The organism is Mycobacterium sp. NGS40 (assembly GCF_059812735.1).
Map to the genome: position 1 here is coordinate 1 of NZ_JCALDG010000019.1, position 26,137 is coordinate 26,137.

The window sequence follows — 26,137 nt, forward strand, 5'->3', positions numbered from 1 at the left end:
TCCCTGACGTGCCCCCGGCAGGATTCGAACCTGCGACACCGGCTTTAGGAGAGCCGTGCTCTATCCCCTGAGCTACGAGGGCGGACGGGCCTGAGCTTACCGTGACGGCAGGCGCAGACCCCTTGGCGCGACTGTCGTCAGCGCAGTTCGGCGATCACCTTCGAGAAGTTGGCGATGTTGTTGTCCTGCACGGTGAAGGAGGACACGCCGTACTTCTCCCGGTAGCCGCGCAGCGTGTCGGCGATTTCGGCGGGAGAGCCGCTGAGCACCGACGCCTGGGACAGGATCTCCTCATCGGAGAGCTCCGGGGCGTAGGCACGGGTGAGCTTGAGGTCGGGCTCGGTCTCGCCGTCGCGCGGCATCGCCGTGATCGCCAGATTCAGCTCGAGGGACTCGAAACGGTCACCGGCGGCCTTGCGGACGAAGTCGACTCTTTCGGCGAACGGGTCCTCGACGTCGTTCACCTTCGAGCCGGTCAGCCCGATGATGTTGGCGTTGCGGGCCGCGATTCTCAGCACGCGGTCACCGTTGCCGGCGATAATCAGCGGTGTCGAGGGGTGGTGCTCCTTCAAATATTTCGTCATGTGCTCGAGGTAGTCGACCCGGGCACCGGCGCTCGGGTAGGGGATCTCCGCGGCTTCGAACTCTTCCCGGACGTAGCCGGTGCCGAGCCCGATTTCGAGGCGGCCGTCACTGAGTAGGTCCAGGCCTTGCATGTCCCGGCTGAGCAATGCCGGTTTGTAGAACGCGGAGTTGAGCACATACATGCTCAGCCGCAGTGTCGTGGTCACCATCGCGACCGCGGTCAGGGTGGGAAAAGGTGCCGCGGCGCCCAAATGGTCTGGCACACAAAGAATGTCGAAGCCGGAATCCTCAGCGCGCTTGGCCTTGTCGAGGAGCGCCTCGCGCGACTTGTAGAACCGCATGCTCATGCCAAATCGAAAATCCTTGGCCACCAACAACCTCCGTAAAATGAGTTAGGAATAATTACCAGGAGCGAGCCGCGGCCGCCAACCCCTGAACCAGGGCAGAGGTGACCGACGATAGGCCATCAGGTCCCGGCAGCGGGCTGCGCGGACTGAGACCCCTGACGCGAACGGACAATTCGAGTTGTGTTCCGCCTTCGCGTACCCGGTTTACCGGGTTGTCAGGATGTAACCCCCGTAGTTCGAGCGGGATATCGTCAAGGTCGGTGACGACCTGATAGCCGCTCAGCTGAATGTGTTTGGCGAGGTGGACGGCCAGCGCGCGATTGCGGCCCCCGGCCAGTAGTTGTGTGCTGCGCCCGAAGCGGCCAAAACCGTGCAGTGAAACCGCGACGTCGACATGGCCGAGAAACTCGGCGAGCCGTGGCGACTCGGCCGGGTCGAACCGCGCCGAGGGTAAGTGATGGGGGTAGCGCTCGGGATGGCGCACCACGTATACCGATGCCCCGGCGGCCTCGGCCGCGCGCTCGGCAATGACGTCGGTCATCTCTTCCAGGCCGCCGCCGTGGATGGCCATGAAACCGAAACGCGACCGCAGCTGACTCGCCTCGAGCACCCCAGGCTGAATCAGCAGCTCCGAAAGTGATTGTGGCCCAGGCCCGGACGCCGATCTCTTGGACGCTGGGCGAGGCCAGCGGGTGGGGTCCCAGCGCCGTAGGTAGTCGATCCAGCGTTGCGGAAGCCCGTGATGGACGGCGCCATCGATGACCTTTGACAGGTAGCCGGGGCGGGGCGGTCCGGGGGTCACCCGGTGATCGATGTAGACCCAGGCCGGTGACGGGCCGTCGTTGGTGTGCACGGTCAACTCGTCGCGTCGATAGCGCACCGGAACGCCCTCGGCGCTGTCCAGGGTGGCCAGGTCGTGATCGGAGAGTTGCCAGAGCACCCCGTGCACGTGGTTGCCGGCGAAGGGTTCGACGGTCGCCACACCGCGCTGATTGATCAGCCAATCGTGATCGGAGAGCACCGCCGGGCGTGGATCAGTGGCATCGGGACAGCGCCGAGCCATTTGCCTTACGCACAGGTTGGAGCCGTATGCGAAGTAGAAATGCCGGCGCGCCTGCATTCAGCGGCTCACCGTCAGACAAATCGGCACCAGGTGAGCCTATGTGCTTCGTATAGCTATGTAAAACAACTCTCGAATTTCGGGGCGGTGCCCCGTCCGATATCGCCCGCGGACCTGGACGAACGTCGGCTGACCACGCGCCCTACGGGCAGTAGGTCGACACCGCCAGGTTCACCATCGAGGTGGTGTCGCCGAAATTTATGCCGCGCGGGCCCAGCGTGTTGTGGATGTCGTCGGCAATCTGTTGTGACGACCATCCATTCCACCGGTCGGCGCAAATGTGGTGCGCCATAAAGAGGATGTCGGGGTCCTCATTCGGCGGCCAGGTGAATCCCAGGGCGCGCATTTGGGTCAGGAAGTTGGTGTCGGTGGCGTCGGCGGCCGCAACCGCAGCGGTGGTTACCAGGGCGGCGCCAACGATTAGCGGGGCGGAAAGTCTGGCCAGCCAGCGAGGTGAAGGCATTTGACGCGTTTCCTTCCGTATTCACGTTTAGGCCGCGTAAGTGTGCGAGCCGAAAGCGGCGCAAATATGAAGAATAGAGAAACCTCGGACAAATCACACGGAACGGCTGAACTGTGAACGTGCGGTTGTCAGTGCCCTGTGACGGTGAGGTAGATCAGCACCACGTTCAACAGGGTCACCAGTATCGCGACCGCCCAGCCGATGGCCGTCGTGATCGGGTGGTTGGTGTCATCGCCCATCAGCTTGCGATTGCTGGTGAGTCTGACCAGCGGCAGCACCGCGAACGGGATGCCGAACGAAAGCACGACCTGCGAAATCACCAGTGAGCGCGTCGGGTCGAGACCGATCGCCAGCAGCGCCACCGCCGGGCACAGCGTGACCAAGCGGCGCACCATCATCGGTATCGACCGATGCAGCAGACCCTGCATGATCATCGCGCCGGCATAGGCGCCCACCGACGACGACGCCAAGCCGGAGGCGAGCAAGCCGACCGCGAACAGCACCGCGATCGCCGGGCCCAGCGTGTGGTGGATCGCGCTGTAGGCGCCGTCGATGGACGCGACGTCGTCGTGGCCCTGCAGGTTGATCGCGGCCACGAGCAGCATGGCCGCGTTCACCGTCCCGGCGACGGCCATCGCCAGCACGACATCGACGCGGGTGACCCGCAGCAGCCAGCGCCGCTGAGGGCCGGGCTCGGGATGCCCGTGCCGATCCAGGACCAGACCCGAGTGCATGTACACCGCATGCGGCATCACGGTGGCGCCCAGGATCGCGGCGGCCAGCAGCACGCTTTCGGCGCCGTGGAAGCGCGGCACCAAGCCGCCGAGTACGGAGTCGGACGGTGGCGTGGCGACGAAGAAACTGGCCGCGAAGCCGATTGCGATGATCAGCAGCAGCCCGGTGATGACGCGCTCGAAAATGATCTGGCCCCGACGGTCCTTGATCGAGAGCAACAGCAACGAGATCACTCCGGTGATCACCCCGCCCAGCGGCAGTGGCAGACCGAACAGGATCCGCAGCGCGATCGCACCGCCGATGACTTCGGCGACATCGGTTGCTATCGCGACGATTTCAGCCTGCGCCCAGAAGGTCAGCCGCAGCGGGCGGCTCATCTCCTTGCCGATCGCCGAGGGCAACGAGCGTCCGGTCACCAGCCCGAGTTTGGCCGAAAGGTACTGCACCAAGCCGGCCATCACGTTGGCGGCGACGATGACCCACAGCAGCAGGTAGCCGAATTGCGCGCCGGAGCTGACGTTGGCCGCGACGTTTCCCGGATCGACATAGGCGATCGCGGCGACGAATGCCGGCCCCAGCAGATACCAGGTGGTCTTCAACGAGGCCCGGGTGCCCTGCGCCAACTGTCCGACCTTCGATGCGTATTACCGAATAAAAAAGTGAGGCTATCCGATAAACGCTACCCGGCGAACTGTGCCCCCGGGTCGGTGGCCCGCCCGCAGCCGCGACCGACAGCGGTCCGTCGCACGCCGGTATTCGATCACCCGGGCAGGTAGAGCCCCTTGCCCGTGACCAGTGGCAGGTCGAGAGTTGTCACGATTCCCGGCGCGGCGGCCACCACCGCCGGGATCGCGTTGACCACCCGCATCGCGGTGGCCACCAGTCCGGCGTGGTTGTGGTCGCCGTTCGGGCTGCCCAGACAGACGTCGACGGCGTACGAGGGCTCGCCGGTGATCTCGATGCGGTAGGAACCGCCCTCCTGAGCGGGCTGCGGCCACTCGGGCTGCAGGTCGGGGCGCAACCGGGTGACGTGTTCCAGGACCACGGCGGGCTTGCCATCGACCATGCCGAACACCTCGAAGCGCAACGCGGCGGCGGTGCCCTTGGCGATATGCCCCGACGCGATGTCGAAGTCCTCGGGCGCCGGGATCCGGACATACTCCTGAGTGACCGCGTCCAGCGTGATGCCCAGCCCCGCCGCGATCTGCCGGATCACCGAGCCCCACGCCAAGCTGAGCACGCCGGGCTGCAGCAGCATCGGGATGTCGTCCATCGGCTTACCGAATCCCATGACGTCGAACATCACCGCGGCGCTGTCGTAGGTCGCATAGTCGACGATCTCCATGCACCGGATCTGCTGGATGCTCTGACAGGTGCCGGCCAGCGCCAGCGGTAGCAGGTCGTTGGCGAAGCCGGGGTCGATACCGTTGACGAACAGGCTCGAATTACCTTCGCGGGCGGCATCTTCCAGTGGCTTGATGAGATCCTCCGGAATCACCTCCCACGGGTACTGCAAGAAAACCGGACCGCTGCCGACGATGTTGATGCCGGCCGCCAGGACGCGGCGGTAGTCCTCGAGCGCCTCGGGCAGCCGGTTGTCGGCCAGTGCGTTGTACACCGCGCATTGCGGCCCGGTGGCAAGCACGGCGTCGAGGTCGGTGCTGGCCAGCACGCCGGTCGAATCCGGAAGTCCGGCAAGTGATGCCGCGTCCTTGCCGGCCTTGGCGTCGGACGAGACCCAGACGCCGCGCAGTTCGAATTCGGGGTTTGTGATGAGTGCTCTCAGTGCGTGGATACCGACATTGCCGGTGCCCAATTGGACGACGGGGATAGGCATTACTGGTTCCTTAGCGGTCGAAGGTGAGGGTCGGCACGGCGAGCAGCCCCCGCGAGCGGGGGGCCGCGTGCGTCATCGGATCACAGGTCCGGAACAGGGATGTCGAGATTGGGATAGGTGAGGCCCCCGTCGACCTCGAGCGTCTTGCCGGTCAAGAAGTTGCCGGCTGGAGACGCCAAATACACTGCGGCAGCGGCAATGTCGACTGGATCTCCGAGCCGGCGCATCGGGGTCACCTTCTCCATCGGCTCGCGTAATTCGTCGTTGGAGGCCACCACGTCCAGCGCGGAGGTCAGGATCGAGCCGGGTGCGATCGCGTTGACCCGGATGCGTGGGCACAGGTCCAGCGCTGAGGACCGGGTGTAATGCGCCAGCGCGGCTTTGGCGGTGGCGTAGGCGGCGAAACCCCGCCCGGCCAGTCGGCCCATGGTCGAGGTGATGTTGATGATGCTGCCGCCGCCGGAGTGCTCCAGCATCAGCGGCACCGCCGCGATGGTGAGCGCGTGCGCGGTGGCGACGTTGAAGGTGAACGCGTCCTTGAGGTCCTTCGTCGACGTGGTGAGCAGCGTGTTGGGCATGGTGCCGCCGACGTTGTTGACGACGATGTCCAGTTTCCCGAACGCCTCGACGGCCTGTTCGGCGAGCTTCGCGGTGGCCTCGGGATGGGCCAGGTCGGCGGCGACGATGTGTGCCTTGCGGCCCGCGGCGCGGACCTCTTCGGCGACGGCCTCTAGTTGGGACTGCGTGCGCGAGGCGATGAGCACGTCGGCGCCGGCTTCGGCGAACGCCACCGCGATGGCCGCCCCGAGACCACGGCCGCCACCAGTGATGACGGCGACTTTATCGTCGAGACGGAACCTGTCAAGGATCATTGCGGCCTCTCTTCGTTGAGGTGTCGGCCGAAACGGAAGCAAGACTGACCGTCTCGGATCGCGGCATTTCTGGAACAGGTTCTAGTTTGGCATACGGTAGTCGCGTTGTGGCGTCCGCATACCGGGTCGGTGTGGCCGCCGGGGAATTGCGACCAAAATTGCACACGCGGGCGATGGCCTGCGACGATGGCTGACGAATTCGCCGAACATTGTCTCGTTTGTAACGACGAAGGATTGAATTGAGAATCAACCGATTTGGTGCCGTCCTGTGCGTTCTGGCCACCGCTGCGGTGATGTTGTCGGCGTGTGGCAATGACGACAACGCGGTTGGTGAGAAGACGACCACACCGGCCGCACCGGTGAAGGTGGTCTGCGGCGGCAAACCAAAACTCAAGGCCAGCGGATCCACGGCGCAGGCCAACGCGATGACGCGGTTCGTCAAGGCGTATGAGCAGTCGTGTCCGGGCCACACGGTGAATTACACAGCCAACGGGTCAGGTGCTGGAATCAGCGAATTCACGGGCGATCAAACCGATTTCGCGGGCTCGGACTCGACGTTGGGGCCCGGCGAATACGAGGCCGCCCAGCGTCGCTGCGGCTCGCCGGCGTGGCAGCTGCCTGTGGTGATCGGGCCGATCGCGATCACCTACAACGTCGACGGGCTGACTTCGCTGACCCTCGATGGTCAGACCGCGGCCAGGATCTTCAACGGCGGCATCACCAAGTGGAATGATCTCGCGATCCAGGAACTCAACCCCGGCGTCAGCCTGCCCGCCGAGCCGATTCAGGTCGTGTTCCGCAGTGACGAGTCGGGGACAACGGACAATTTCCAGAAGTATCTCGACGCCGCTTCCAAGGGCGCATGGGGTAGGGGCGCGGGAAAGAAGTTCAACGGCGGCGTCGGCGAAGGCGCCAAGGGTAACGACGGCACCAGCGCGGCGGTCAAGGCCAACGACGGGTCGATCTCCTACAACGAGTGGTCGTTCGCGCAAGCCCAACATCTAGGCACCGCCAAGATCGTCACGTCGGCAGGACCGGATCCGGTGGCGATCAGTGCCGACTCGGTGGGCAAGACGATTGCCGGAGCTGCGATTATCGGACAGAGCAACGACCTGGCGCTCGACACGATTTCGTTTTATCGCCCGAATCAGCCTGGCGCGTACCCGATCGTGTTGGCGACCTACGAGGTGGTCTGCTCGCGGTATCCCGATCCGGAGGTCGGTGCGGCGGTCAAGGCGTTTCTGCAGAGCACCATCGGTGCTGGCCAGAATGGCTTGGGGGACAACGGATATGTTCGCGTTCCGGATACATTCATATTCCGTTTGTCGGTTGCCGTCAACGCGATCTCGTAAGTTTAGGCGGTTCGAATTCGCGATCGCGAGCGGGGTGCGTCACCGAGCCGAAAGGTGATGGCGGGGACAAATTTTGCCGAACGTTAACCTGTTCTTACTGTAGCTTCCCGGTCGCGAGGATGACGGTTGGTTTTGTAAGCTGCGGCTAGTGCTGCGGCATCCAATCGTAAAGGTGAGGAACTGAATTGAAACTCAACCGGTTTGGCGGCTTACTCGGGGTGCTGGCTGCTGGAACATTCGCTATCGCGGGGTGTGGCAGCGACAACAACGCGACCGGGGGCGGTACCACGTCGGGTGCGCCGTCGGGCAAGGTGACCTGTGGTGGCACCAAGACGCTGAAGGCAAGCGGTTCGACAGCCCAGGCGAACGCGATGACGCGGTTCGTCAAGGCGTTCGAACAGGCCTGCCCGGGTCAGACGTTGAACTACACGCCCAACGGCTCGGGTGCCGGCGTCCGCGAATTCACGGGCGGTCAAACCGATTTCGGCGGCTCCGACTCGCCGTTGAGCCACGATGAGTACGCGGCGGCTCAAACCCGCTGCGGCGGCTCGCCGGCGTGGAACTTGCCCACGGTGTTCGGCCCGATCGCGGTCACCTTCAACATCAACGGCGTGACTTCGCTGAACGTCGACGGTCCCACCCTGGCGAAGATCTTCAACGGCGGTATCAGCACGTGGAACGATCCGGCGATCCAAGCGATCAACGCCGGCGCAACTTTGCCAAGCGAGCCCATTCACGTCGTATTCCGCAGTGACGAGTCCGGCACGACGGACAACTTCCAGAAGTATCTCGACGCCGCTTCCAACGGCGGGTGGGGCAAGGGCGCCGGCAAGAAGTTCAACGGCGGCGTCGGCGAGGGCGCCAAGGGTAACGACGGCACCAGTGCAGCCGTCAAGAGCACCGAGGGATCCATCACCTACAACGAATGGTCCTTCGCCCAGGCGCAGCACCTGAACGTGGCCAAGGTCGTCACGTCGGCGGGCCCCGACCCGGTCGCGATCAGTAGCGACTCGGTGGGCAAGACGATTGCCGGTGCCTCGATCATCGGGCAGGGCAACGACCTGGTCCTCGACACGATTTCGTTCTACCGGCCGAAACAGTCGGGTGCGTACCCGATCGTGCTGGCGACGTATGAAGTTGTCTGCTCGAAGTACCCCGACTCCCAGGTCGGTTCGGCAGTCAAGGCATTCCTGCAGAGCACCATCGGTCCCGGTCAGAATGGTTTGGCGGACAACGGATACATCCCGATTCCGGACGCCTTCGGTTCGAGGCTGTCGACTGCCGTCAACGCCATCGCGTGACCTGAGGTTGTGGTGTCCGAAACGCTGCGTGTGAGTCCGCCGGTGACGAAGCCCGTCCCGGCGGCGGTGACTCGGCGCGTGGTGCGGCGGGGCGACCAAATATTCAAGTCGGTCGCCGCCGCCGCCGGATCCACGATCGTGATCGCGATCGCGTTGATCGCGATATTTCTGTTGATTCGCGCTATCCCATCGCTGCAGGCCAATCACGCGAATTTCTTCACCAGCAACGAATTCGATACCAGCGACCCCGCGAAGCTGGCGTTTGGTATCCACGACTTGCTGATGGTCACCGTGCTGAGCGCGACCAGCGCACTGGTGGTGGCCGTGCCGGTAGCGATCGGCATCGCGGTCTTCCTCACCCAATATGCGCCGCCGCGGCTGGCCCGCCCGTTCGCCGCGATGGTCGATTTGTTGGCAGCGGTGCCGTCGATCATCTTCGGGCTGTGGGGAATATTCGTGCTGGCGCCCAAACTGGAGCCGTTGGCCGAATTTCTGAATCGCAACCTGGGGTGGATCTTTCTGTTCAAGCAGGGCAACGTGTCCTTGGCGGGCGGCGGGACGATCTTCACCGCCGGGATCGTGCTTTCGGTGATGATCTTGCCGATCATCACCTCGGTTTCACGAGAAGCCTTCCGCCAAACCCCGCGCATCCAGATGGAGGCGGCCCAAGCGCTCGGTGCCACCCGGTGGGAGGTGGTGCGGTTGACCGTGCTGCCCTACGGCCGCAGCGGTGTGGTCGCGGCCTCGATGCTGGGACTGGGCCGCGCGCTGGGCGAAACCGTTGCGGTGCTGATTATCTTGCGCGCAGGGGCCCGTCCCGGTAACTGGTCGTTGTTCGACGGCGGTTACACGTTTGCCTCGAAGATCGCCTCGGCGGCATCCGAATTCAGCGAGCCGCTGCCGACTGGGGCCTATATCTCGGCTGGGTTCGCGTTGTTCGTGATCACCTTCGTGGTCAACGCTGCCGCCCGTGCGGTCGCCGGCGGGAAGGTCAACGCATGAGCACCGAGACACTGCGTGGGCCGGTCAAAGCGTCGGTCGTCGAGCCGGTCGGTATGCGGCGCAAGATCAAAAACAACGTTGCGACAATGCTTTTCCTCACGTCGTTCGGTGTGGCGTTGGTGCCGCTGGTCTGGGTGCTCTGGGTGGTGATCGAGCGGGGAGGGTACGCCGTCACCCGGTCGCATTGGTGGACCCACTCGCTGCGCGGAGTGCTGCCGGAGGAGTTCGCCGGCGGGGTGTACCACGCGCTGTACGGGACGTTGGTGCAGGCCGGCGTGGCTTCCCTGCTGGCCGTACCGCTTGGTTTGATGACGGCGGTGTTCCTGGTGGAATACGGTTCGGGACGGTTGGCGCGGGTGACCACTTTCATGGTTGACGTGCTCGCCGGGGTGCCCTCGATCGTGGCGGCACTGTTCATCTTCAGCCTGTGGATCGCCACGTTGGGTTTCCAGCAGAGTGCCTTCGCCGTGGCGCTGGCGCTGGTCCTGCTGATGTTGCCGGTCGTGGTGCGGTCCACCGAGGAGATGCTGCGGTTGGTACCCGACGAACTTCGCGAGGCCAGTTACGCGTTGGGCGTGCCGAAATGGAAAACGATTGTGCGGATTGTCTTTCCGATCGCGATGCCGGGCGTCGTGTCGGGCATTCTGCTCGCCCTCGCGCGCGTCATCGGCGAAACCGCCCCGGTGCTGGTCTTGGTCGGTTACAGCCGGGCTATCAACCTCGATGTCTTCCACGGCAACATGGCGTCGCTGCCGCTGCTGATCTATACCGAGCTCACCAATCCGGAGCACGCGGGCTTCCTGCGGATCTGGGGCGCGGCGCTGACCTTGATCATTATCGTGGCCGCCATCAACCTCATTGCCGCGGGATTCCGCTTCTTGACCGGCCGACCGCGCGGAGAGAGTTTCACCCGGGCTTGACGGCGATCCTCACCGATCAGGATCGCGACGCCGCTTTGGCGGGCGACTTCTTGGCCGGCGCCTTCTTTGCGGCAGTCTTTTTGGCGGGCGCTTTCTTGGCGGCCGTCTTCTTCGCCGGTGCCTTCCCGTCGCTGGAGCGCGCCTTGACGCTGGCCTCCAGCTTGGCGAGCAGATCGGAGACATCTTCGGTCTCGTCCAATTCCTTGGGCTTCTCCTCGGTGGTAAACGCCTCTCCGCCTTCGAGTTTCGCGTCGACGAGTTCCTGTAGCTGCTCCTGGTAGGTGTCTCGGTAGCGGTCCGGATTGAAGTCCTCGGCCATCGACTCGACCACCTGCCCGGCCATCTTCAGCTCCGCGGGCTTGATCTCGACCTTCTTGTCCAGCACCGGAAAGTCGGGATCGCGAATCTCGTCCGGCCACAACAAGGTGTGGACCACCATGACGTCACGCTTGCCAAAGTCCTTGACCCGCAGGGCCGCAAGCCGGGTCTTGTTGCGCAGTGTGAAATGAACGATCGCCATGCGGTCCGTCTCGGCCAGTGTCTTGGCCAGCAGTACATACGATTTGGACGACTTGGAGTCCGGCTCGAGGAAGTAGCTGCGATCGAACATCATCGGGTCGACGTCGGCGGCAGGGACGAACTCCAGCACCTCGATTTCGCGGCTGCGTTCTTCGGGCAGCGTGGAGATGTCGTCGTCGGTGATGACCACCATCTGCCCGTCGTCGGATTCGTAGGCACGGGCGATGTCCCGGTATTCGACAACCTCGCCATCTAGCTCGCACACTCGCTGGTAGCGGATGCGGCCGTTGTCCTTGGCGTGCACCTGATGGAACTTGATGTCGTGGTCTTCGGTGGCGCTGTACACCTTGACCGGCACGTTGACGAGCCCGAACGCGATCGAACCCTTCCAGATGGAGCGCATGTTGTCAGTATGCCCATACCGCCGCCGGCAAAACAGCCCGACAGGCCCGTGAGCTGGGATTGAGCGGATTTCACCGGGGTCGCCGCGGGCCGGATCGCCCTGGGCCGCGGCTACCGATCATCGGCGAAAACGGCGAAACGTGTTGAGAGTCAATGCGGTCAGGCGGTCACCGGAAGGGCGTGTCCCCGCAGTAGTGGCGAACCTGATTGCCGCCGGCGCGTTTGGCCTCGTACATCGCGGCGTCTGACGTCCTGATCAGATCGTCGATCAGCTCCGTGGCCGGGGTAGGCGGGCCGGTGTGCAGCGGCGCGCTGGAGGTGCCGATGCTCGCGGTGATATCGAACGGGATGGCGGCTATCGCGTCGCAAATTCGTTCGGCCATTCTCGCGGGATCGGGTGTGGTCCTGACGTCGGCGACGACAAATTCCTCTCCACCGGCCCGGCCGATCACGGCGGTGGCGCGACAGCTCTGCTGAAGCGCCGCGGCGACCGCGACCAACGCCTGATCACCCGCGGCGTGGCCGTGCGTGTCGTTGAGCCGTTTGAAGTCGTCGAGATCGATGACCGCAACCACCAGATAGGAGCCCGCGGTGTTGCGGTGGGCCCGGATCAGTTCGTACGCCGAGTTGGTGAAGGAGCGCCGGTTGTGCAGGCCGGTAAGGGGGTCGCGACCGGAGCTTTGCAGATCGGTCCGCAGCGTATGCACCAACGACTGCATGCCCAACGGCACACCGATGTTGAGTCCTACCACCACGATCACCGAAGCGACGGTCAGCGCTACATCGCCGGTGCCCGCGATGATGCGATACGACAGAACCGCCACGCACGTTGCGGCCACGGCGAAGTTGGTCAGCACGTAGCCAAAGGCGTGGAAGTAGGCGATGTAGCCACCCAGCATCGAGAAAGTCGTGCAACACATCAATCCCACGTACGGGTTCGACAGCGTTAACAGCACCGCCGCGATGCCCGCCATGCCGATGAGCAACCAGCTGCTCGACTGACGTCGTGACGGCCAGCGTTTCAGCCGCAGGCCCGCGCCGACGATCCCCAGTGCCGATGCCGCGAGTGTCACCGTTCGGGTCACCGGTTCTGCGGGTCCGGCCGGGCTGCAGAGCATGATCAGCGGAAACGCGGTGAATGAGGCGATGAAGACCGCCGATATCCGGCGCCACGGTGTCAGAAGGCCATGACCGTCCAGGTAGGCAGTGATCCAGTCGAACTGGTCTGGCTGCTTTGCCACGGAACTCGCCATACCTCCCGGTGTTCGCCAACCCTCACCAGCGCCGACTCAAAGGCAATGCGCTGCGGCCTGACGAGCCGACTCTACGCTCGAATTCGACCGGGCTAGAAAGCGATTGAGCGCAGGGCGGCACGGTCGGGTAAATCAGCGCCGGCGCGGCCGACGGTCAGTGCCGACACCAACCCTGCCGCCTCGCATGCCGCGGTCAATTCGTCGAGCTGGATTTTGGCCAGAGCGGCCCGTCGCCGGCCGCCCAGTAGGTCCATTTCCCAGAGTGCATCGAGCAGGCCGACCATGAAAGCGTCGCCGGCGCCGATGGTGTCGACCACTTCGGCTTGCTTGGCGGCCACGTGTGCCTCACCGGCCGCGCAGAAGGCCCGCGAACCGTTTTCACCCATCGTCACCGCCACGATCGCGGGCCCCAGTGCCAGCCAGCCGCGGGCCGTATGCTGCGGCTCGCGGTCGGGATCGACCCAGCGTAGATCCTCGTCGCTGACCTTGACGATATCGCTGCGTGCGACGAGATGCTCGATGCGTTGCCGCGCCAGATCCCGGTTCGTGATCAGCGACGGCCGGACGTTGGGATCCAGCGTGATCGTGGCCGACAACCGGTAGGCGTCGAGCAGCGCCGCGACCGCCAAGCACCCCGGCTCGCGCACCGCCGCGATCGACCCGGTGTGCACGAACAACGGCGGTGGAACTTCGGGTGTGCCGCAGAGCTGCCAGTCCAGATCGAAGGTGTAGGTGGCAGATCCGTCCGCGGCGATCGTCGCCGTCGCGGTCGGTGTGCGACCGGCAGTCATACTTCCCGGAACCAGTTGTGCGCCAGAAGAATTGATGTAGTCCGCGATCCGTCGCCCACGCGAGTCCCCGGCGATGTGGGTCAGGAATTCGACGTCGCGGCCCAGGCGGCCGAGTCCGACGGCGACGTTGAGCGGACTGCCGCCGACATGTTCGCCACCTTCGACGATATCGATCAGCGACTCGCCGATCACCAGGCCCCTCATTGCACCAGCGCTTCCAATGTCGCGCGAGCTCCCTTGCCGTGCAACGAATCCAGCGCCCAGCGGTATGCCTCGACAAACCGATGCTGATGGGACAGGTCGGCGAATACCGCGGTGATTTCAAGGAACGCGCATGCGTTTTCGCGATGCGACCGGGCAATCGGGACGAGCGAATCCGACAGCTGGTCGAGCACCTCGTACGGCTCGCCCCACTCGTCGACGCCTTCCGCGTAACGGGCCCAACTGGCCACGGCCGCCGACGCCATCTGAATCGGACCATCGTTGGCCAGGTTGTCGCGGATGACGGGGAACAGCCATTTCGGTATGCGGTCCGAAGAGTAGGCGCACAACCGGGCGACGGTGTCGCGCACCGCGGGGTTGGCGAACCGCTCGATCAGGGTGCGTCCGTAGTCATGCAGATCGATCCCGGGCACCGCCGGCAGCGTCGGGATGGCCTCGGTGTCGAAGTAGGCAAGCAAGTACTTGGCGAACAGCGGATCCTGCGCCGCTTCGTGCACGAACTCGAAGCCGCAGAGATGGGCGAAGTAGCACAGGCACTGATGCCCCGCGTTGAGCAACCGCAGCTTCATCAGCTCGTACGGGCGCACATCGTCGACCATTAACACGCCCGCCTTCTCCAGGGGCGGCCGGCCATCGGCGAAGTCGTCCTCGAGCACCCAGGCGGTGAACGGCTCGGCCACGACCGGCCACCGGTCGTTGACGCCGAAGTCGCGCCGCACTTCCGCGGCCATCTCCAAAGTCGTTGCCGGAGTGATGCGATCGACCATCGAACTCGGAAACCGGGTGTGCTCGGCGACCCACGCCGCCAGCTCGGGGTCGATGCGTTCAGCACTTGCGAGCACCGTACGCCGGGCGACCTCCCCGTTGTTCTCGATGTTGTCGCAGGACACGATCGTCGGCGCGGGGAGTCCTCGATCGCGGCGCCGGGCGAGCGCCCGGGTGATCAAGGTGAACGCGGGCCCGTCGGGATCGCGGTACCCACCTTCGGTGATCGTCAGCGAAATGATCCGGGTGGACGGCGCGGCAAGCACCTCCAGCGCCGACTCCGGATCATCGGGGGCATAGCGGTAATCGACGATTGAGCCGATCACTTGGGCATCCCGGCTGCCGTCGGGGTTCTCCAAGATCAGCGTGTACAGCCCGTCCTGATCGGTCAGGACATCGCGCATGGTCCAGTCGGCGGGCATCACACCCACCCCGCAGATACCCCAGTCGTGCGCCAGGCCCTGCTGCTGCAGCAAGTTGATGTACGCCGCCTGATGCGCCCGATGGAAGTGACCGGCGCCGATGTGCGCGATACCGACGGTGACGCGGTCGCGGTCGTATTTCGGCGCGTCGATCGGCAGTCGGGAGAGCGACGCATTGCTCAGATTGATTGCGCTGGCCATCGTTGGCCACCTCCTCCCCGGGCCACCGCCCGGATCGCTACTGCGGGGGCCGTCGCCCCCCTACGCGAGCGGGGAACCTCCGGCCGGCACCGCCGACAGCAGCAGGAAATCGGCCAGCGCACGCCACGACTCGGTGATCGCGACTGCGCCGGCGTCGATCAATTCCGCACGGCGGCAATCCCGTTCGTCAGGTAGTAGAAACATCAGGTTACCGACGGTGGGGTAGCCCGCTGCCACCGCGGAAGAAACGCCTGCCACGGAGTCTTCGATGGCGAGACCCTGTTCGGGTGCGACGCCCAGCGTCTGGCCGGCATGCAGGTACACCGCCGGGTCGGGTTTGCTGGTCGGCACCGGAAGCGAATCCTCCGCGCTGAAGGTCACCGACTCCGATATCAGCGCATCGAGGCCGGTGGCAGCGAAGCAGGCGCCCAGCCGCGTGGTGGCACTCGAGCTGACCGCCGCGAGGGCGTAATGCGCCGCGAGGTCGCGCAAGGGTTCGAGCACCTGCGGATCGGGTGTCAGGGTGAGAGCCAGATGAGCGGTGACTCGTTCACGCTCCTCGCGCACCCACCCCTCGAGTTCGTCGACCGACAACGCGTTGCCGCCGGCCAAGTCGCCGTCCGAGGCGACCAGCGCCGCGGGACGGCCCTGGGCCAGCGTCTGCTCGAGCGGGACGTCGCACTGCACCGCCAGGTCGAGCGCGGTGGTTCGGAAGTTCTTCCCGACCGCCCGCTTGCGCAACTCCTCCGCGCTGAGCGGGGCTGTTACGCCGAACCTGGCCAGGAAACGATTCACCACCTCGGTTGATGCTTCGAACGCAGGTCGCTCCGAAGCAAACAAGTTGTCGTCGGCGTCGCAGAGCAAGGTCGTTACCGGTGCCGGTTCGAAGCTGTGCACCAGCGTCAGTCCGCCGTTCATCGCGACACCAACTCCCGCTCGTCCGCGCGCATCGCGTCCCGCAGCGTGGGCACCACACCGCGCTCGTCGATATCGGCGATCATCTCGCCCAGGCGCTCGGCAAAACCGGGAACCCGGCGCACCTCGGCGAACATTTCATGGCCCAGCAGCGGATCGGGGTTGTTGCTCGCCATGTTGGCCAACCTAGCCACCGGAATCGCCTGCGAGTCCTCGAGGCTGATTTTGCGCCCGTCGAGGTCGTGGCCGCGCATGTAGCGAGCCCACCCGGCAACAGCCAACGTCAGCAGCGTGTGCGGCCTGCCCTGCGCAATCGCCTCCTCCAGTGAGGGCATCACAAACTGGGCGATCTTGCTGGTTCCCCGTCGAGCCAGCCGCGACAACTGATCGCTCATTCGGGGATTGCTCAGCCGATCGAGCAAAGTGGCCCGGTAGTCGGGGGTGTTCATCCCGGGGACGGCGGGCAGCAGCGGTTGAATCTCGTCACGCAGCAGCTTCTCGACGTAGCCGAAAATCACCCGATCCCGCATCGCCTCGTCGGTGCGCCGGTACCCGGCCAGGGTGGCCAGACACCCGAGCGCGATGTGGGATCCGTTGAGCAGGCGGGTCTTGATCAGCTTGTGGTCGCGAACGTCGGCCACGAATTCGGCACCGACGAGGTCCAGCGGCGGACGCCAATTGCAGAACGAGTCCTCGATCACCCATTGGCGATACGGCTCGGTCACGACCGGTAGTTTGTCGGCCACGCCGAAGGTCTGCTCGACGAACTTGCACTCCGAATTGGAGGTCTGCGGGGTGATGCGGTCGACCATCGTCGACGGGAACGCGACATACGTGTCGATCCAGCGCGCGAGCGCGGGGTCCGTCAAGGCGGCGAACGACACCAGCGCGGTTCGCGCCGGCTGGCTATCGCCGGGAATGTTGTCGCAACAGAGCACGGTGAACGGTGCGACGCCCGCGCGGCGGCGACGGTCGAGAGCTTCGGCCAGATAGCCCCACGCGGTGGCGTACCCGTCGGACGCGACCAGGTCGGCGCGCACGTCGGGGTGCTCGGCGTCGAACTCGTCGGTGACCGGGTTGAGGAAGTATCCGTTGTTGGTGATGGTCAGGCTGACGATGCGGGTTTGCGGGTCGGCCAGGGCGGCGCGGACTGCCGCGCCGTCATTCGGTGCGTAGTGGACGGAGCCGATCGAGCCGACCACGCGGGCATTCTGGCGGTCGTGGCCGCGCTGTACGACCGTGTACAGCCCATCCTGCGCCGAAAGCAGGTCTTTGGCGTTTGGGGAGTTCAGGCTGACGCCGGTCACGCCCCACCGGTCGGAAATGCCTGAGCGGGCGAGGTCGTCGAAATAGACGGCCTGGTGTGCGCGGTGGAAGTTGCCCGCACCGATGTGAACCACACCACGCTGCAGCGCCGACCTATCGTAGGTGGGCACGTCAACGCGCTGCGAATGCAGTTGTAAGGTCGCGTCGCTTAGCGGGACGCCGCTTTTTCGACGCCAGGGCGCAGTGACATCAAACATTGTCCATCTGTGCCCGAGGCGACCACGGGTCTAATCGCTCCGTGGTTGATGTCACAAAGAAATCGACGACACCGAGCCATAATCGGCGGTCAGCGGAGTTAACAACGCAGAAACGCGTAGGTTGACTCTCATGGCACTGAGGGTGAAGCTGACGAACCCCGATAAGGTGCTTTACCCCGCGACCGGCACCACCAAGTCCGACGTTTTCGACTACTACACCGGCATCGCGGAGGTGATGCTGCCGCATATCGCCGGACGTGCGGCCACCCGTAAGCGGTGGCCCAATGGTGTTGAGCAGTCATCGTTTTTCGAAAAGCAGTTGGCTGCCTCGGCTCCGGAGTGGCTGCCGCGCGCCAGTATTTCGCACCGGTCCGGGACGACGACGTATCCGATCATCGACAGTGTCGACGGGCTGGCCTGGATCGCGCAGCAGGCGGCGCTGGAAGTCCACGTGCCGCAGTGGAGGTTCGTTGCGCAGTGGACCCGCAGTAAGGCCGAAGAACTCAAGCCCGGTCCCGCAACACGATTGGTGTTCGACCTGGACCCGGGCGAGGGCGTCACGATGGCGCAGCTGGCCAAGGTGGCCCGCGCCGTCCGCGACCTGATCGCCGACATCGGGCTGACGACCTTTCCGCTCACCAGCGGCAGCAAAGGACTGCACCTCTACGCGCCACTGGAGAAGCCGGTGAGCAGCCGCGGCGCCTCGGTGCTGGCCAAACGTGTTGCCCAGCAATTGGAAACCGCCATGCCCAAGCTGGTCACGTCGACGATGACGAAGAGTCTGCGGGACGGCAAGATCTTCCTGGACTGGAGCCAGAACAACGGCGCAAAGACCACCATCGCGCCGTACTCGTTGCGGGGCCGCGAACATCCCACGGTCGCGGCACCGCGCACCTGGGACGAACTTGACGACCCGGGCTTGGGGCAGCTGCGTTACGACGAGGTGCTGGCCCGCGTCGCCCGCGACGGAGATCTGCTGGCGGCACTGGACGCCGACGCTCCCGTCGCGGACCGGCTGAGCAAGTACCGCAGCATGCGCGACGCGGCCAAGACGCCGGAGCCCGTTCCTCACGCTAAACCCACTGCGGGACGGGGAAATACATTCGTCATCCAGGAACACCATGCCCGCCGGCTACATTACGATTTCCGGCTGGAACGTGACGGCGTGCTGGTGTCGTGGGCTGTGCCGAAAAATCTGCCCGACACCACATCGGTGAACCATCTCGCGGTGCACACCGAGGACCACCCGCTGGAATACGGCAGCTTCGAGGGCGCCATCCCGAAGGGCGAGTACGGCGCCGGCAAGGTGATCATCTGGGACGCCGGCACCTACGAGGCCGAGAAGTTCAATGACTCCGCCGAAAAAGGTGAAGTCATCGTCAACCTGCACGGTAGCCGAATATCCGGTCGCTACGCGCTGATTCAAACCAACGGCGACCAATGGCTGGCACACCGGATGAAGGACCAGCAGGTATTCGACTTCGACGGGATAGCGCCCATGCTCGCCACTCACGGCTCCGTCGCGGCGTGCAAGGCGGGCCAGTGGGCGTTTGAAGGCAAATGGGACGGCTACCGACTGCTGGTCGAAATCGACCACGGCACCCTGCGGGTCCGGTCCCGGCGCGGCCGCGAGGTCACCGACGAATATCCCCATTTACGTTCGCTGGCAAAAGATCTGGCCGATCATCATGTCGTGCTCGACGGCGAAGCCGTGGTCTTGGACGCCGGTGGGGTGCCGAGCTTTCACGCGATGCAGAACCGCGGCCGGGGTAGCCGCGTGGAATTCTGGGCCTTCGATGTGCTGTATCTCGACGGGCGTTCCCTGCTGCGGGCCCGCTATCGAGACCGCCGAAAGTTATTGGAAACACTGGGAAGTGGCAGTGAACTCATCGTCCCCGAGTTGCTGCCGGGTGACGGCAAGCAGGCGCTCGAGCATTCCGGCAAGCGTGGGTGGGAGGGTGTGGTCGCCAAGAAGCGCGACTCCACCTACCAGCCGGGCCGACGCTCGGCGTCCTGGATCAAGGACAAGCATTGGAACACCCAGGAGGTCGTCATCGGCGGCTGGAAGGCCGGGGAGGGCGGGCGTAGCAGCGGCATCGGCTCGCTGCTCATGGGCATTCCGGTCGACGGCGGCCTGCACTTCGCGGGTCGCGTCGGTACCGGGTTCACCGAGCGTGACCTGGCGAACCTGAAGAAGACCCTGGCGCCGCTGCACACCGACCAATCTCCCTTCACTCCAACGCTTCCCCGCAGCGAGGCCCGCGGCGTGACCTACGTCGAGCCGGTCCTGGTCGGTGAGGTGCGCTACAGCGAATGGACCCCGGACAACCGGCTGCGCCAATCGAGTTGGCGCGGGCTGAGGCCGGACAAGGAACCAAGTGAGGTGGTACGCGAATGAAATGGCTGACCTACCGCGATGCCGGCGGGCAGCGGGCCGGTGTGCTGTCCGGCGACGAGATCCATGCTGCTCCACCGGGGGTGACCCTGCTGGACCTGGTCGGTCGCGGGGAAGACGGCCTGCGGCAGGCCGGCGAGGAGGCGTTGCGGTGCGGCGCCGCCGCGCGGCTCGACGATGTGACATTGCTGGCGCCCATCCCGAACCCGCCGTCGATCCGTGACTCGCTGTGCTTCCTGGACCATATGCGCAATTGCCAGGCGGCCCTGGGTGCCGGGCGTGAACTCGGCGATACCTGGTATCGCATACCGGCCTTCTATTTCGCTTGTCCGGCAACAGTTCTGGGGCCTTACGACGATGCGCCGATGGCACCCGGAAGTGCCTGGCAGGACTTCGAATTGGAGATTGCCGTGGTCATCGGGACCGGCGGTAAGGACCTGACCGTCGACGAGGCGGAGCGGGCCATCATCGGTTACACGATCTTCAACGACTGGTCCGCGCGCGACCTGCAGCAGTTGGAGAGCCAACTGGCGATCGGGCAGGGCAAGGGCAAAGACAGCGGAGTCACGCTGGGCCCCTACCTCGTGACACCCGATGAGCTCGAGCGGTATCGCCAAGGCGGCAAGCTCGACCTGCAGGTCACCGCGCTGGTCAACGACGACGTGATCGGCTCCGGCTCGACGGCCCAAATGGATTGGAGCTTCGGCGAAGTCATCTCCTACGTCTCACGCGGTGTAGCGCTCATGCCCGGTGACGTCATCGGCTCCGGTACGGTGCCCACCTGCACGCTGGTCGAGCATCTCAGCCTGGCCGATCTGGAATCCTTCCCGGGCTGGCTGCGTGACGGTGACGTCGTCGCGCTGCGGGTGCAGGGTTTGGGGGAGACGCGCCAGACCGTTCGGGCCAGCATCCCGCCGCACCCGTTGGCTCCCCGGGCCAATCCGGCAGCCGCGCCCGCGCCGAACCGGGTCAACCGGGCGCCGGCGCGGGTGCCCTACACCCGCGGGCTGCACGAGGTCGGTGATCGGGTGTGGGCGTGGACATTGCCGGACGGGGGCTACGGCTGGAGCAACGCCGGTCTGGTCAGCGGTGACGGCGCTTCACTATTGGTCGACACCCTCTTCGACCTGGCGTTGACCCGCGAAATGCTGACGGCCATGGGCCCACTCACCGAGCGGGCGCCGATCACCGACGCGCTGATCACCCACTCCAACGGCGACCACACCCACGGCAACCAACTGCTCGACGCGTCGGTGCGGATCATCGCCGCGCAGGGCACGGCCGACGAGATCGAGCACGGGATGGCACCCGCCATGCTGGCCATGGTGCAGACCGCCAATCTCGGACCCGTGGCGACGCCGTACACGCGAGACCGGTTCGGGCCCTTCGACTTCAGTGGCATCCAGGTGCGCAACGCCGACCAGACCTTCGAGCGTGAGCTGTCCATCGAGGTCGGCGGCCGGCGGATCGAGCTGCTGAATCTGGGTCCGGCGCACACCGCGGCGGACTCCGTGGTGCATGTGCCCGACGCCGGGGTGCTGTTCGGTGGCGATCTGCTGTTCATCGGCTGCACCCCGATTGTGTGGGCGGGCCCGATCGACAACTGGATCGCGGCCTGCGATGCGATGATCGCGCTGGACGCCGCGACGGTGGTACCCGGGCACGGTCCGGTGACGGACCCGGATGGGATCCGTGCTGTCCGTGGCTATCTCGTGCACGTTGCCGATCAGGCCAAGGCCGCACATGACAGGGGTCTGTCGTGGGCCCAGGCCGCGGACACCATCGATCTCGGCGAGTACGCTACCTGGCTGGACGCCGAGCGAGTGGTAGTCAACGTCTACCAGTGCTATCGCGAACTCGACCCGGACACACCGCAATTGGAGACGATGGCGTTGCTGGTGATGCAGGCCGAATGGTTGGCCAAACGCTCTTAGCCGCGAGACTGTAACTGGCGACGCGTATCCCGGGAGCGGCCGTCGGTAGTTACAGTTTCGCGGCCTAACGCGTGGCTGTCACGAAGCCGATGTGCCTGTTCGGCGGATAACGGCGTCGCATACGGTTTCGCTATGCCTGCCGTGGAATTGGAAACTCTCGAGGACAACATCGCCTGTATCACCCTGAACCGCCCGCAGCGCCTCAACGCGATTGACGGGTCGTTGATCGACGGCGTAGACGCCGCCTTGGACGTGCTCAACAGCGGTCAGTACCGGGTCGCGATCATCACCGGTGCCGGACGCGGATTCTGCGCCGGCGCCGATTTGAGCGGCACCGGCCAGCCCTGGACCAGGCCCGCCGGCCCGGAAACTCCGGCGTTCAAGGTCAACTACGACGCGCAGGTGCGGCTGGCCGGCCTCTACACCCGGATCTACGAACTGAACATCCCCGTGATCGCGGCGGTCAACGGCGTCGCGGTCGGCGGCGGCCTGGCGTTCACGTTGGTCAGCGACATCCGGGTGGCGTCGCAGCAGGCCCGCTTCGGGTCGGTGTTCATCAAGGCCGGCTTCTCCTCGATGGACATGGGCACCAGTTACCTGCTGCCGAAAATCGTCGGTGCGGGCGTGGCGCGCGAGCTGATGCTGACCGGCCGGATCATCGACGCCGACGAGGCTTACCGCATCAAGCTGGTGCACGAGGTGGTCGCGCCGGACGACCTGATGCCTGCGGCGTTGCGCAAGGCCCGCGAGATCGCCGCGAATAACGCTTATGGCGTGTGGCAGACCAAGATTGGGTTGAACGCCGCGCTGGACGCCCCCAGTCTGCGGCACGCCATCGAGATCGAGAACCGCACTCAGATCCTCAGCGGCTTCACGAACAACCCGGTCGAGGCCGCCAAGGCGCACATGGAGAAGCGGGCTCCGCACTGGGATCCGCTGTGACGGTCAGACCTTCGCGATGACGTTCTCCGCGAACCACTCCAGGTTGCGGATCTTGTCTTCGAGCGGCTCGGTGTCGGTTCCCATGATGTAAGGGATGCGGAACCCGACGATGGCGTCGGTGACGCCCTTGTCCTCCAGTCGCTTGACGCCGTCCACGGTGAAACCGTCGGCCGAGATCACGTGAATCTGGAACGGGCCCGTCTTGCCCGCCTCCTCGCGGTACCGCTTGAGCTTGGCGAGCAGCGCGTCCAGTTCCTCCGGGTCACCGCCGCCGTGCATCCAGCCGTCCAGCCGCGCGGCGCGTTTCAGCGCGGCGTCGGCGTGCCCGCCGATCAGGATCGGGATCGGCTCGGTGGGAGCCGGTGTCATCTTCGTCTTGGGGATGTCGTAGAACTCGCCGTGGAATTCGAAGTAATCGCCTGAGGTGAGGCCCTGGATGATCTCGATGCACTCGTCCATGCGCTTGCCGCGCTTGGCGAACGGGACACCCAACAGCTCGTAGTCCTCGACCCAGGGGCTGGTGCCCACCCCGAAGCCGACCCGGTTGTTGGTCAGCGCGGCCAGCGATCCGATCTGCTTGGCCACCAGCGCCGGCGGCCGGATGGGCAGCTTGAGGACGAAGAAGTTGAAGTGCAGCTTCGTCGTCACCGCGCCCAATGCCCCTGTCAGCACGAAGGTTTCGATGAACTCCTTGCCGTCCAGAAATTCGCGATTGCCGTCGGGCGTATACGGATACTTCGAGTCGGACTCGAAGGGGTAGGCGATGCTGTCGGCGATCGTCATCGCGTGGTACCCGGCCGCCTCAGCGGCCTGGGCCAGCGGGATGTAGTACCGGTAGTCGGTCATCGCCTCTGCGTAGGTGAACCGCACGTCATCCGCCTTCCTTGTGGGGGCCGTCACACGACACTAGAACGTGTTCTAGTTTGGCTTGCGGGCGGGGTCCTACACAACGGGATGGAGCGACCCGGCTACAGCTGATTCTCGGGGCCGATAACGGCCCAGACCGTCTTGCCCGACGCCGTCGGCGTGCTGCCCCAGGCGCGCGACAGCGCGTCGACGATCGCCAGCCCCGACACATCGATGCCTTTGTCCGGCGACGGCAGCCGCACGGCCGCCGAAGTGCTCTCGTCGGATACCGCGATCGTCGCGGTTTCGCCGTCGGTCTCGATCCGCATCTTCGGAACGCTGCCGGTGTGTTCGAGCACGTTTTCCACGAACACGTTGACGACGACCAGCGCGACTGGGATCAGCCCGGATTGCTTCCATTCGGTCAGCCACTCGCGGACCAGCCGGCGTGATTCGCGCAGACTGGTCAGGTTCGCGGGCAACACGGAATCGGCCCGCTGGATGGTCTGACGGGTGAGCTTGCCGAGCGCTTTGATAGCCGCCTTTTCCGTCGAGTAGACCGGCATGAAGCGCGCAACCTCGCTGCGGGTGAGCGCATCGCGGGTCGTGCGCTGCGCGCTGACCAGCACAATCGGAACCCTTGTCTGAGTGCCCAGCTGCAAGTGGGCACTGATGAAGGCCGACCATGCCGACTCCGCGGGCACCTTGAGTTCGCTGATGTTGACGATGACGGCCGTCGGCTCGTCCAGCGTTGCCTTTGAGATGCTCTCGCGCAGCGCCCCGAAGTTGCTGGCGTCAAGCACGCCGCCGACGGTCAGGACGGCGATCGAGTCTTCCGTCCGAGTCGCAACGGCCAGCGAGCTCGGCGACTCAGCTACCGCACTCACGAGAGGCACTCCTTTCCGTCTAGGACATTATCCCTGCTTATCGCGCTCCGTGATGCAGCGGTTTGTGGGCGCGTGTCCTAATTGCGGTTAGGGCACACGAATCCTAGCGCGGTCGGAAAGTAACCGAACGTATCGATCCGGCATTCCATCTCCTGCTCCCTCGAATTCCCATCCGGCAAACCGAATCAGGAACCGCCCCCCGGCGGCAGAGACTTCTCACGTTAGTTCAGTGGCATCGATGCCACCAGACGAGAGAATCGGAGCCGTCAGGAATTCGTCATTGCAAAGGGGGGAGTACCCACACCGGCCACCGCGTGGGTGCCCCACGGTGTCTGTTCGACGATGCGGGCCGCCGCGCTGCGTTCGCCGACCGTCAGCGTCGCCGTACGGATCTGCTTGAACGCTTCGTCCGGCAGGGGCTGGGCCGGGGAGCCGAAGAGCGTTCCCTGCCAGTGGTAACGGCCGTCGATCGGATCGAGGCGCCCGGCCAGCCGCACCCGTACCGGAAGGGACGTGCCGGCGATGGTCAGCGTCGCGCCGCCGTCGTATATCGCATCGTCGGCCGCACCGGATGACAAATCGAACGCGGAGGTCACCCGAAATGGCGGGGTGGGCTGGAAATGTGCGCGTTCGTTGAAGACTTGCTGACTACTGCGCAATACCTCGATACGGGTGCTCTCGCTGCGTTTGCACAACGCGAGGCACTCGACGACATAGCGCGTTTGCGCGACGACATCGGGCCCGGTGATCGTGAAGTAGTTAGGGAAACCGTGTATCGCTACGCCCAGAAAGGGCTCGGTGCCGTCGGCCCAGTTGTGCTCGAGCGATAATCCGCCGCTACCGATCAGCGCGGGCGCCTGATCGCTGATGGTGAACCCGGTGCCGTAGATGATCGCGTCGGCGCGGTGGTCGACACCATCGCTGGTGCGAATGCCCGACGCGGTGATCGCGGCGATGGGCGACGCCACGCGTGTGGGTCGAGATTGGCTGCGGCCCAAGGATGCCAGGGCTTTGCGGCGCAGCCACCGCCTGACACGGGTTGGCGGCAAGGGCATTTCGGCGACGATCCGGCGCGGCGGGTGCGCGAAGACGGTGACCGAGGCCGCCGCCGCGGTCAGCCGCGGCAGGTGGTGGCCGGCGGTGGAGTCGGTGCCGACGACCGCGATGTGCTTGCCGGTCGGATCGAAATCGGCGTCCCACTGCGCCGCGTGAAACGAGATACCGCGAAAGTCATTGCGCCCGGCCAGCTCTGGCGTCCATGCGACGAACATCGATCGATCGACCGCGACGACCGCCCGGGCGTGCAGCGTCTCGCCCGCGGCGGTGCGCAACTCCCAGGCGTGGGTGCCGTCGTCGAATCGCGAGCTGACCACCGGGGATTCATCGAGGACGACGACGTCGGTGAGGCCCACCGCGAGCAGTTCGGTCGCGACACCGTGGCTGGGCGCTCCCGCGCCGATAACGATGACCTGCGTCGGGCTCACAGAAAGCCGGTGCGCTTCCAAGCGCGACGCGCGATCGGGCCCAGCAGGCCGATCTCGGTCAAAAACGCTGCGAGCGGGGCGAATCCGGCTGCCTGGACGTCG

Annotated in this window: 22 protein-coding genes, 1 tRNA gene and 1 pseudogene; 8 read left to right on the forward strand and 16 right to left on the reverse strand. The window is 65.1% G+C overall.

Going from position 1 to position 26,137, the window contains the following annotated elements; all coding sequences use genetic code 11:
• Positions 1–9: 9 nt before the first annotated feature.
• The 7 genes from AC5Y5O_RS24370 to AC5Y5O_RS24400 form a co-directional block, all read right to left on the reverse strand.
• Positions 10–82: transfer RNA gene (locus tag AC5Y5O_RS24370), tRNA-Arg, on the reverse strand.
• Between the two features lie 55 nt (positions 83–137).
• Positions 138–962: an LLM class F420-dependent oxidoreductase gene (locus AC5Y5O_RS24375; protein ID WP_096289955.1), complete on the reverse strand. Its 825-nt coding sequence runs from the start codon at positions 960–962 to the stop codon at positions 138–140.
• 25 nt (positions 963–987) lie between these two features.
• A complete protein-coding gene (locus tag AC5Y5O_RS24380) occupies positions 988–2,052 on the reverse strand; it encodes a poly-gamma-glutamate hydrolase family protein (protein ID WP_500027810.1) in 1,065 nt (354 codons plus the stop codon).
• 142 nt (positions 2,053–2,194) lie between these two features.
• Entirely contained in the window at positions 2,195–2,515 is a 321-nt protein-coding gene (locus AC5Y5O_RS24385; protein ID WP_096289953.1) for a DUF732 domain-containing protein, read from the reverse strand.
• Between the two features lie 128 nt (positions 2,516–2,643).
• The gene (locus AC5Y5O_RS24390) at positions 2,644–3,873 is read right to left on the reverse strand and encodes an Nramp family divalent metal transporter (protein ID WP_096289952.1); all 1,230 of its coding nucleotides are present in this window, start codon (positions 3,871–3,873) and stop codon (positions 2,644–2,646) included.
• A 137-nt stretch (positions 3,874–4,010) separates the two neighbouring features.
• Positions 4,011–5,087, reverse strand: a complete 1,077-nt coding sequence (locus AC5Y5O_RS24395; protein WP_096289951.1) for an NAD(P)H-dependent amine dehydrogenase family protein — start codon at positions 5,085–5,087, stop codon at positions 4,011–4,013.
• An 80-nt stretch (positions 5,088–5,167) separates the two neighbouring features.
• Positions 5,168–5,959 (reverse strand): SDR family oxidoreductase, encoded by a 792-nt coding sequence (locus AC5Y5O_RS24400; RefSeq protein WP_096289950.1) that lies wholly within the window; start codon positions 5,957–5,959, stop codon positions 5,168–5,170.
• 239 nt (positions 5,960–6,198) lie between these two features.
• On the opposite strand from AC5Y5O_RS24400, the gene pstS (AC5Y5O_RS24405) reads away from it, so the two are divergent.
• From pstS (AC5Y5O_RS24405) to pstA, 4 genes are all read left to right on the forward strand, one after another.
• Positions 6,199–7,311 (forward strand): phosphate ABC transporter substrate-binding protein PstS, encoded by a 1,113-nt coding sequence (pstS, locus tag AC5Y5O_RS24405; RefSeq protein WP_500027814.1) that lies wholly within the window; start codon positions 6,199–6,201, stop codon positions 7,309–7,311.
• Between the two features lie 185 nt (positions 7,312–7,496).
• The gene (gene pstS, locus AC5Y5O_RS24410; RefSeq protein ID WP_096289948.1) at positions 7,497–8,612 is read left to right on the forward strand and encodes a phosphate ABC transporter substrate-binding protein PstS; all 1,116 of its coding nucleotides are present in this window, start codon (positions 7,497–7,499) and stop codon (positions 8,610–8,612) included.
• Positions 8,613–8,654: 42 nt separating this feature from the next.
• A complete protein-coding gene (pstC, locus tag AC5Y5O_RS24415; RefSeq protein WP_500027816.1) occupies positions 8,655–9,614 on the forward strand; it encodes a phosphate ABC transporter permease subunit PstC in 960 nt (319 codons plus the stop codon).
• Positions 9,611–10,534, forward strand: a complete 924-nt coding sequence (pstA, locus tag AC5Y5O_RS24420) for a phosphate ABC transporter permease PstA (RefSeq protein ID WP_096289947.1) — start codon at positions 9,611–9,613, stop codon at positions 10,532–10,534. The genes pstC and pstA overlap by 4 nt, the downstream gene beginning before the upstream one ends.
• 16 nt (positions 10,535–10,550) lie before the next feature.
• Here the strand turns inward: pstA and ku are convergent, their stop codons facing one another.
• From ku to AC5Y5O_RS24450, 6 genes are all read right to left on the reverse strand, one after another.
• Positions 10,551–11,456, reverse strand: a complete 906-nt coding sequence (gene ku / locus AC5Y5O_RS24425; protein WP_096289946.1) for a non-homologous end joining protein Ku — start codon at positions 11,454–11,456, stop codon at positions 10,551–10,553.
• A gap of 166 nt (positions 11,457–11,622) precedes the next feature.
• Positions 11,623–12,696: a GGDEF domain-containing protein gene (locus AC5Y5O_RS24430; protein ID WP_243394178.1), complete on the reverse strand. Its 1,074-nt coding sequence runs from the start codon at positions 12,694–12,696 to the stop codon at positions 11,623–11,625.
• Positions 12,697–12,800: 104 nt separating this feature from the next.
• Complete coding sequence (locus AC5Y5O_RS24435; protein WP_500027819.1) at positions 12,801–13,703, reverse strand: carbohydrate kinase family protein; 903 nt, start codon at positions 13,701–13,703, stop codon at positions 12,801–12,803.
• A complete protein-coding gene (locus tag AC5Y5O_RS24440; RefSeq protein ID WP_500027821.1) occupies positions 13,700–15,109 on the reverse strand; it encodes a mannitol dehydrogenase family protein in 1,410 nt (469 codons plus the stop codon). The genes AC5Y5O_RS24435 and AC5Y5O_RS24440 overlap by 4 nt, the downstream gene beginning before the upstream one ends.
• Before the next feature lie 60 nt (positions 15,110–15,169).
• A complete protein-coding gene (locus AC5Y5O_RS24445; RefSeq protein ID WP_500027823.1) occupies positions 15,170–16,027 on the reverse strand; it encodes an HAD family hydrolase in 858 nt (285 codons plus the stop codon).
• Positions 16,024–17,547 carry a mannitol dehydrogenase family protein gene (locus AC5Y5O_RS24450; RefSeq protein WP_500027824.1) on the reverse strand — a complete coding sequence of 508 codons (1,524 nt, stop codon included), beginning with the start codon at positions 17,545–17,547 and terminating at the stop codon, positions 16,024–16,026. Before AC5Y5O_RS24450 ends, AC5Y5O_RS24445 begins: the two co-directional genes overlap by 4 nt.
• Before the next feature lie 130 nt (positions 17,548–17,677).
• Here AC5Y5O_RS24450 and AC5Y5O_RS24455 point away from each other — a divergent pair, with 130 nt between their 5' ends.
• The 3 genes from AC5Y5O_RS24455 (at position 17,678) to AC5Y5O_RS24465 (ending at position 22,818) form a co-directional block, all read left to right on the forward strand.
• Positions 17,678–19,945: an ATP-dependent DNA ligase gene (locus AC5Y5O_RS24455; protein WP_500027826.1), complete on the forward strand. Its 2,268-nt coding sequence runs from the start codon at positions 17,678–17,680 to the stop codon at positions 19,943–19,945.
• Positions 19,942–21,876 carry a fumarylacetoacetate hydrolase family protein gene (locus AC5Y5O_RS24460; RefSeq protein ID WP_500027827.1) on the forward strand — a complete coding sequence of 645 codons (1,935 nt, stop codon included), beginning with the start codon at positions 19,942–19,944 and terminating at the stop codon, positions 21,874–21,876. Before AC5Y5O_RS24455 ends, AC5Y5O_RS24460 begins: the two co-directional genes overlap by 4 nt.
• A 141-nt stretch (positions 21,877–22,017) precedes the next feature.
• The gene (locus tag AC5Y5O_RS24465) at positions 22,018–22,818 is read left to right on the forward strand and encodes an enoyl-CoA hydratase/isomerase family protein (protein WP_207768624.1); all 801 of its coding nucleotides are present in this window, start codon (positions 22,018–22,020) and stop codon (positions 22,816–22,818) included.
• A 3-nt stretch (positions 22,819–22,821) separates the two neighbouring features.
• Here AC5Y5O_RS24465 and AC5Y5O_RS24470 read toward each other — a convergent pair whose 3' ends face one another.
• From AC5Y5O_RS24470 to AC5Y5O_RS24480, 3 genes are all read right to left on the reverse strand, one after another.
• Positions 22,822–23,688, reverse strand: a complete 867-nt coding sequence (locus AC5Y5O_RS24470) for an LLM class flavin-dependent oxidoreductase (protein WP_096289937.1) — start codon at positions 23,686–23,688, stop codon at positions 22,822–22,824.
• A 98-nt stretch (positions 23,689–23,786) separates the two neighbouring features.
• Positions 23,787–24,560, reverse strand: coding sequence for an STAS domain-containing protein (locus tag AC5Y5O_RS24475; RefSeq protein ID WP_243394176.1), 774 nt, complete (start codon positions 24,558–24,560; stop codon positions 23,787–23,789).
• A 257-nt stretch (positions 24,561–24,817) separates the two neighbouring features.
• Positions 24,818–26,035 (reverse strand): DUF4873 domain-containing protein, encoded by a 1,218-nt coding sequence (locus AC5Y5O_RS24480; RefSeq protein ID WP_500027829.1) that lies wholly within the window; start codon positions 26,033–26,035, stop codon positions 24,818–24,820.
• Here AC5Y5O_RS24480 and AC5Y5O_RS24485 point away from each other — a divergent pair.
• A pseudogene (locus AC5Y5O_RS24485) lies at positions 25,988–26,092 on the forward strand (hypothetical protein); the annotation flags it as partial. The gene AC5Y5O_RS24480 and the pseudogene AC5Y5O_RS24485 sit on opposite strands and share 48 nt — an antisense overlap.
• Between the last annotated feature and the right edge of the window lie 45 nt (positions 26,093–26,137).

What these genes read in the sequence shown, in the direction of transcription:
- AC5Y5O_RS24380 (WP_500027810.1), bottom strand. Translation starts at nt 2,052, where the DNA reads ATGCAGGCGCGCCGGCATTTCTACTTCGCATACGGCTCCAACCTGTGC.
- AC5Y5O_RS24385 (WP_096289953.1), bottom strand. Translation starts at nt 2,515, where the DNA reads ATGCCTTCACCTCGCTGGCTGGCCAGACTTTCCGCCCCGCTAATCGTT.
- AC5Y5O_RS24395 (WP_096289951.1), bottom strand. Translation starts at nt 5,087, where the DNA reads ATGCCTATCCCCGTCGTCCAATTGGGCACCGGCAATGTCGGTATCCAC.
- AC5Y5O_RS24400 (WP_096289950.1), bottom strand. Translation starts at nt 5,959, where the DNA reads ATGATCCTTGACAGGTTCCGTCTCGACGATAAAGTCGCCGTCATCACT.
- pstA (WP_096289947.1), top strand. Translation starts at nt 9,611, where the DNA reads ATGAGCACCGAGACACTGCGTGGGCCGGTCAAAGCGTCGGTCGTCGAG.
- ku (WP_096289946.1), bottom strand. Translation starts at nt 11,456, where the DNA reads ATGCGCTCCATCTGGAAGGGTTCGATCGCGTTCGGGCTCGTCAACGTG.
- AC5Y5O_RS24435 (WP_500027819.1), bottom strand. Translation starts at nt 13,703, where the DNA reads ATGAGGGGCCTGGTGATCGGCGAGTCGCTGATCGATATCGTCGAAGGT.
- AC5Y5O_RS24440 (WP_500027821.1), bottom strand. Translation starts at nt 15,109, where the DNA reads ATGGCCAGCGCAATCAATCTGAGCAATGCGTCGCTCTCCCGACTGCCG.
- AC5Y5O_RS24445 (WP_500027823.1), bottom strand. Translation starts at nt 16,027, where the DNA reads ATGAACGGCGGACTGACGCTGGTGCACAGCTTCGAACCGGCACCGGTA.
- AC5Y5O_RS24450 (WP_500027824.1), bottom strand. Translation starts at nt 17,547, where the DNA reads ATGTTTGATGTCACTGCGCCCTGGCGTCGAAAAAGCGGCGTCCCGCTA.
- AC5Y5O_RS24455 (WP_500027826.1), top strand. Translation starts at nt 17,678, where the DNA reads ATGGCACTGAGGGTGAAGCTGACGAACCCCGATAAGGTGCTTTACCCC.
- AC5Y5O_RS24460 (WP_500027827.1), top strand. Translation starts at nt 19,942, where the DNA reads ATGAAATGGCTGACCTACCGCGATGCCGGCGGGCAGCGGGCCGGTGTG.